This window comes from Corynebacterium sp. HMSC074H12 (assembly GCF_001813755.1).
Lineage (GTDB): Bacteria > Actinomycetota > Actinomycetes > Mycobacteriales > Mycobacteriaceae > Corynebacterium > Corynebacterium hiratae.
Window position 1 is genome coordinate 73,904 of sequence record NZ_KV813884.1, and the last position, 6,418, is coordinate 80,321.

6 protein-coding genes are annotated in these 6,418 nt (G+C 62.2%); 2 read left to right on the forward strand and 4 right to left on the reverse strand.

Going from position 1 to position 6,418, the window contains the following annotated elements; translation table 11 throughout:
• Nucleotide 1: 1 nt before the first annotated feature.
• Both HMPREF2932_RS02775 and HMPREF2932_RS02780 read right to left on the reverse strand, forming a co-directional pair.
• Entirely contained in the window at nucleotides 2-706 is a 705-nt protein-coding gene (locus HMPREF2932_RS02775; RefSeq protein WP_071409556.1) for a glycerophosphodiester phosphodiesterase family protein, read from the reverse strand.
• A complete protein-coding gene (locus HMPREF2932_RS02780; RefSeq protein ID WP_070517759.1) occupies nucleotides 706-1,653 on the reverse strand; it encodes an L-lactate dehydrogenase in 948 nt (315 codons plus the stop codon). Before HMPREF2932_RS02780 ends, HMPREF2932_RS02775 begins: the two co-directional genes overlap by 1 nt.
• Before the next feature lie 140 nt (nucleotides 1,654-1,793).
• Here HMPREF2932_RS02780 and HMPREF2932_RS02785 point away from each other — a divergent pair, with 140 nt between their 5' ends.
• On the forward strand, nucleotides 1,794-3,635 hold the full coding sequence (locus HMPREF2932_RS02785) for an alpha/beta-hydrolase family protein (protein ID WP_071409563.1): 1,842 nt from the start codon (nucleotides 1,794-1,796) through the stop codon (nucleotides 3,633-3,635).
• A 52-nt stretch (nucleotides 3,636-3,687) separates the two neighbouring features.
• Here the strand turns inward: HMPREF2932_RS02785 and msrA are convergent, their stop codons facing one another.
• Complete coding sequence (gene msrA / locus HMPREF2932_RS02790; protein ID WP_071409557.1) at nucleotides 3,688-4,338, reverse strand: peptide-methionine (S)-S-oxide reductase MsrA; 651 nt, start codon at nucleotides 4,336-4,338, stop codon at nucleotides 3,688-3,690.
• Nucleotides 4,339-4,501: 163 nt separating this feature from the next.
• Here msrA and HMPREF2932_RS02795 point away from each other — a divergent pair, with 163 nt between their 5' ends.
• Nucleotides 4,502-5,104 (forward strand): superoxide dismutase, encoded by a 603-nt coding sequence (locus HMPREF2932_RS02795; protein ID WP_046647628.1) that lies wholly within the window; start codon nucleotides 4,502-4,504, stop codon nucleotides 5,102-5,104.
• Nucleotides 5,105-5,420: 316 nt separating this feature from the next.
• Here the strand turns inward: HMPREF2932_RS02795 and HMPREF2932_RS02800 are convergent, their stop codons facing one another.
• A complete protein-coding gene (locus tag HMPREF2932_RS02800) occupies nucleotides 5,421-6,317 on the reverse strand; it encodes a LysR family transcriptional regulator (protein ID WP_071409558.1) in 897 nt (298 codons plus the stop codon).
• Nucleotides 6,318-6,418: the final 101 nt, after the last annotated feature.

Consider the following 6,418-nt stretch of genomic DNA (forward strand, 5'->3'; position numbering starts at 1 on the left):
ATTACAGCTCAATGGCATGCAGGGCCACTTCCGGTTGGTTCGTGGCGAGAATATCCACGCCATTGGCCCATGCCCACTTCATATCCTCGGGTTTATCGATGGTCCACATGTACGTGGGTAGGCCGTGCGCGCCAATCGCGTCGGGCTGCAGCTTGCCGCGCAACAGCGACATGCCCAGGCCAGTGGGCTGCGACAACAGGATGTCGGGGCGGTTGAAATGGCGCTCCCAATCGCGGCGCAGGTAGATGCGGTCGACGTGCGGGGCAAGCGCCGCCATTCGACGAATAGCCCGGTGGGAAAAGGAAATCATGTGGATCCGGGGGTCGTCGAGAAGTCCTGCGTAGCGCAGCCGCAGCACCATCTGTTCTTCAAGGATGTCGCCCTGCCCCGAGGGGTGCTTGGTCTCAATGTAGAGGTGGTGCTTCTTATCCCCGAGCATCTCCAGGAGCTCGTCGAGAAGCAGCATGCGCTGGCCGCCATCAATCTTCAGGCGGCGCAGTTCCTCCCAGGTCATGCGAGACACTCGCCCTGAGCCGTTCGTGGTGCGGTCCAGGGTGGGATCGTGGTGAACCACCACCTTGCCGTCGCTGCTCAGGCGGATATCGCACTCGATACCGTGAATGGGTAGCTCGAGCGCTTTCTCAAAGGCAAGAGGGGATAGCTCCGGATATTTCCCGGAGTATCCCCTGTGGGCGACGATCATCACTAGCCGAAGATTTCTTCCTTGATGGTGTTGAGCGTGTTGAAGGAGTTCTCAAAGCGCTCCTTCTCGTGGTCATCGAGGGCCAGCTCGATAACGCGGTTGACGCCGGAGCGATCAACGATGGCCGGGGTGCCGATGAAGACATCCTCGTGGCCGTACTCGCCCTGGAGGTAGGCAGAGACCGGCAGCGCAACGGCCTGGTTCTGGATGACCGCGCGGGTGATGCGAGCCAGGGCCATGCCGATGCCGTAGGAGGTGGAGCCCTTGGCATCGATGATGTGGTAGGCGGCGTCGCGGGTGTCCTCGAAGATCTTCTCGATGCGCTCGTTGTAGCCCGGGTCCTTCTCAGAACGGTGGGACAGAGAGACACCTGCGATGTTGGCGGAGGAGACGACCGGCAGCTCGGAGTCACCGTGCTCACCGATGATGTAGGCGTGGACGGAGGTCGGAGCCACGTCATCCATCTCAGAGAGCATGTAGCGGTAGCGGGCCGAGTCCAGAACGGTGCCGGAACCGATGACGCGCTCGTGCGGGAAGCCCGAGGCCTTCCACACTGCATAGGTCAGCAAGTCCACCGGGTTGGAGGCAACCAGGAAGATGCCGTCGAAGTCATTCTTCATGACGTCCGCCACGATGGAGTTCATGATATTGACGTTCTTGTCCACGAGCTGCAGGCGGGTCTCACCAGGCTTCTGCGCAGCACCGGCACAGATGACGACCATGGAGGCGTCCTTGCAGTCTTCGTAGGTGCCCTTGGTCACGCGGGTACGGGACGGGGCCCACACGACGCCATGGTTGAGGTCCATGACGTTGCCTTCGAGCTTCTTTTCGTCGATGTCGATGATGGCCAGGTGGTCAACAGTGCCCTGGTTGACCAGAGCGTAGGCGTAAGCAACTCCAACGTCGCCAGCGCCGATGAGTACTACTTTGTTTCCAACATGATTTCCCATGTCTCCTATTGTGCCCCCAATGTCCGAATTTTGCTCGTTATGCGCCCGAATTCACAGGATAAGTAGTCCGATCTCACATTTTCATGTCCGATCGTGCACGGTTTGAGTCTTCCCTGCGCTCCCGCCCTAAAGCTGGTTCAATGGCCACCATGCGTCAACTCGCACGCCGCATCGCACTGACAACCGCTCAGAAGGGCCTTCAGGCTGCCATCTTTTCCCTGGAGCTCATCAGCGATCTCACACCCGGCATGCGCATGACCGGCCGGCGGCGCCTGCCGCAGAATATGTGGCCCGGGATCTTCGGCGCGGAGGTAGCAACCTGGGCCGCCGTCTCCCCGTCGCTATTGCCACGCCCCTGGTGGGTCACCGCCGCCAACGTAGCCATCGGCCAAGGCGCTGGCCACCTCGCCGCCACCACCGCAGCCTTCGCCGCCAAGCGCGGGCTCCGCCTCGCTGGGCGACGCCCCCAGGACCACGTGGGCCCCACCACTCGACGTTATTCCTACTACCTGCTTGGGATCGGAACATTCATCGCGGGCATACGCTCCCTGCGCAACCAATCAGAACAAGCCCGCCTCGTGAGCAAACTTAATGACCGCGGCCCCCAATCCGCAGCGCTGGGCATGGTGGTGGGCACCGCGGGCTACGGCGCCTTGCTCATCGTCGGGGAAGCAGCGCAGATCGCCGTTACCCAGCTATCCCGCCAGGTGCAGCGCTGGCTGCCCAGGTGGATAGCGTGGCCGCTCGCCGGCGGCGTGGTTGGCTTCGCTGCGGCCGTGGTCAGCGACCGCATGGTCTGGCGCCGGCTGCTCCGCAGGGCCTCCATCCAAGGTCTGGCCCTCAATAAGTTGGTGTACCCAGGCTCCGCGATGCCCTGGGAGCCGGAACGCTCGGGCAGCCCATGGTCCCACGAGCAGTGGACGGCTGTCGGCTCACAAGGCCGCGTTTTCCTCGACCGCGGCCCCCGCGCCCAAGACATCAAAGAGGTCATGCACTTCGACCGGGCGCGCGAACCAATACGCATTTACATCGGCCTCATCCGCGGCCGTGGTCCGCACGCCGCCGCCCGCCACGCGGTGGCGGAGATGGACCGCACGGGGGCCTTCCACCGCGACACCATCGTGCTGCAGATGCCCTCCGGCTCAGGCTGGATCAATAATTATTCGGTCAGTGGCTATGAATTCCTCACGCGCGGCAATTGCGCCACCGTGGCCTTGCAATTCGACTACCTGCCCTCCATGTTTTCCTACCTGGTGGATAAGAACCTCTCCCGCACTTTTGCACGCGAGCTCATCGCCGCTGTTCACGCCCGCCTCGAGCTCTTACCCGAGGACAACCGCCCCAAGCTGTACTTAAGCGGCGAATCCCTGGGCTGCTATGCCATCGTGGAAAACTACGAGACGGTCGAAGATTTGCTCGCGGCGTGCGATGGCGCGGTATTCACTGGGCCTCCCCGGATGACCAGTTTCATGCGACGCCTGCACCGTGAACGCGGCTCCTTGGAGCGCTTGCCGCTTATCGACGGCGGCCGGCACCTCCGCTTCGCCGCCGTCCCCGCCCACATGGAACACGATGCCTTCGGTGAGCCCTATGGCCCCTGGGAACGCCCGCGCGTGGCGGTGGGCCAGCACGCCTCTGACGCCATCGTGTGGTGGGATAGCAAGCTCATTTATGCTCGTCCCAACTGGATCCACGAGCCCACCCCGCAGACCTTGTACGCAGATACTTTTAAAAACCTGCGCTGGCATCCGTTCATCACCTTCTGGCAGGTAGCACTGGACCAGATCAACTCGCTCAACGTGCCGGGCGGCCACGGGCACAACTACTTCGAGGAAACCTTCTGGTACTGGGATTCCGTCCTCGGATCCCAAACCCGCACCCAGCTCACTCCGGAGCTAGCTGAGCGCATGCGGGACTTTGTGGAGCGCGACCAGCTCAACAAACCTTCCGACTTCCGCACGCATGTGCGCAAACAGCTCTAGCCGCACGCATGTGCGCAAACAGCTCTAGCCGCACGCACGTGCGCTCACCGTGTTAGCCGCACTTCACGCCGGTGCTGTGGTGCGGGCAGTAACCGTTGGGCACCTTGTGCAAGTACTGCTGGTGTTCGTCCTCGGCCAGGTAATACTCTCCCGAGTCTGCCTCGCTGAGGAGGGTAACTTCGGTGGTGGTGGCGCCGAAGCCGGCGTCGGCAAGCTTGCCCGCATAAGAATCCACGAGCTGCTGGATCTCTTGGCGCTCTTCCTCAGTCTCCGGGTAGAACGCAGAACGGTACTGCGTACCCACGTCGTTGCCCTGGCGGAAGCCCTGAGTCGGATCGTGGGCCTCCAGAGCCTTAACCACAAGGTCGCGCAGGCTCACGCGCTGCGGGTCATAGGTAATCTGCACGGCCTCCGCATGGTTGGTCAGCCCGCGGCAGACCTCGTAGTACGTCGGGTTAGGAGTGGTGCCACCCGCATAGCCCACGGACGTCGACTCCACGCCCTCGGTTTCCCAGAACATCTTCTCCGCGCCCCAGAAACAACCAATGGCGATGATGAGGGACTTCTGCCCTTCCTTCCACGGACCGGTGATAGGAGTCCCCAGGACCGCATGGGGCTGCGGGTTGTCCAGGACGGGCTCGGCGCGCCCGGGGAGCGCATCCTCCGCCGGCACCAGCTTGGGTTCTGGCTTGAAAAGAAACATGCAGGATTCTCCTTCGCGTAGTGTTGTCCTCCCCTTATACTCCGCTACGCCGCTTGCAATCCAGGTTTTCGTTCACGGTGGTTCCCATTAAAAAATTATTGTGGCCAAATCCTCATCCGCGCCCTACCATGGGGCCTCGTACCCCAAAGAAAGGATGACACAAATGGCTGTTTACGAACTTCCGGAACTCGACTACGCATACGACGCTCTGGAGCCGCACATCTCCGCTGAGATCATGGAGCTGCACCACTCCAAGCACCACGCTGGCTACGTTGCTGGCGCTAACGCCGCACTCGAGGCTCTGGAGGAGCAGCGCAACGGCGAGGCTAACGCTGACGCTATCCGCGCGCTGTCCAAGAACCTTGCCTTCAACCTGGGTGGCCACACCAACCACTCCATCTTCTGGAAGAACCTCTCCCCGAACGGTGGCGGCGAGCCGACCGGCGAGCTGGCTGAGGCTATTAACCGCGACTTCGGCTCCTTCGAGAAGTTCAAGGCTCACTTCTCCGCTGTTGCTACCGGCCTGCAGGGCTCCGGTTGGGCAGTTCTGGGCTACGACCACGTTGCTGGTCGCCTGATTATTGAGCAGCTCACTGATCAGCAGGGCAACATCTCCGTAAACTTCACCCCGCTGCTGATGCTGGATATGTGGGAGCACGCCTTCTACCTCCAGTACAAGAACGTGAAGGCTGATTACGTTAAGGCTGTCTGGAACGTCTTCAACTGGGATGACGTTGCTGAGCGTTACGCTGCTGCCACTAAGTAAGCACTCTGGCCTCCCTTAAGGCCACATAGCTGACCGCGCTGGGTCCTCTTCATTGAGGCTCAGCGCGGTTTCGCGTTGTGACTCCCTCTACAGGCTTTGCGGAGGACCACCCAACCCCGATATCCAGACCACAACTGCCCGATCCGCCAAAGTTATGCGCCGTCATTGCAGATCCGAGAGGGATCTTCGTCATGTTGGGCAGTTGGCCTATCCGTTAAGGCACTCTGCCGCCTGGGAGCACCAGTGCCTGGCTGCCGCACGAGGTCTCCACCCCGGAGGCGCTCGCCGCCCTGGCCGCCGAACTCCCCTTCGGCAGCTAGTCGGCCTCGACCAAGCTACTGCCCTCAGCGGTGCGTGCCACGACGAATTCCTTGAAGTGCTCGACCGGCGGGGCATCATCGCCCTCGCGCCACACCAAACCCAGCTCGCGGTAAGCCTCCGGCTCTATGGGAATGAGGTTGCTGGCTTTCAGATACGGGTCATCAAGCGGCAGCAGGGCCGATCCCAGCCCGGCAGCCACGAGGCCGGCCACGGTGGTCAGCTCCATCGACTCGAAGACCAGGCGGGGGCTAAAGCCGGCTTCGCCTGCCAAGGAATCGAGAAGCATGCGCGTTCCATAACCCGGCAGCATGCCGATGAAGGGCTCGTCGCGGAAATCTTCCATGCGCACATTGTCTTGTCCTGCCGCCCAATGCCCTTCCGGGACCGCCAGGCCCAGTCGTTGCAGCTTGAGCTGGTGCCAACCCAGCGGGCCTGGGTTTATAGGTCGGGGACCAACCAGCGCTAGGTCTGACTCGCCAGCCGCTACTCTTTCCACCAACTCCCGGGCCGCGCCCTGGTGCAGGCGAATATCCACGTGCGGGTGTTGAGCGCGATAGGCCTTGAGTAGCTCCGGGACCATCCACGTGCCCAGGGAATGCATGAAGTCGAGGCGCACGGTCCCACGCTCAGGATCCATCAGCCGGGCCACGGCATCGCGCGCGGCGGCTTCCGACAAAAGAATCCGCCGCGCGTGTTCCACGAAGGCCCGGCCGCGGGCATTAAGCCGCAGGCGCCGGCCGCTGCGCTCAAACAGGCTGGCCCCCACGGCCGTCTCGATCCGCTGCACGCGGCGGGTCAACGCGGATTGGGAGAGCCCGAGGGCGTCGGCAGCCGCGCCGACGAGGCCATGGTCGGCCACGGCGACGACGCCGCGCACATCCTCCAGATTCATGCACACCTCGCATGCTTTATGTGACTTTTAGACATTTTACACATAACCCGCGCTAGGCCATGCTTGATCCTGACTTAGGTCATGGGTGGGTGAGTAACGTC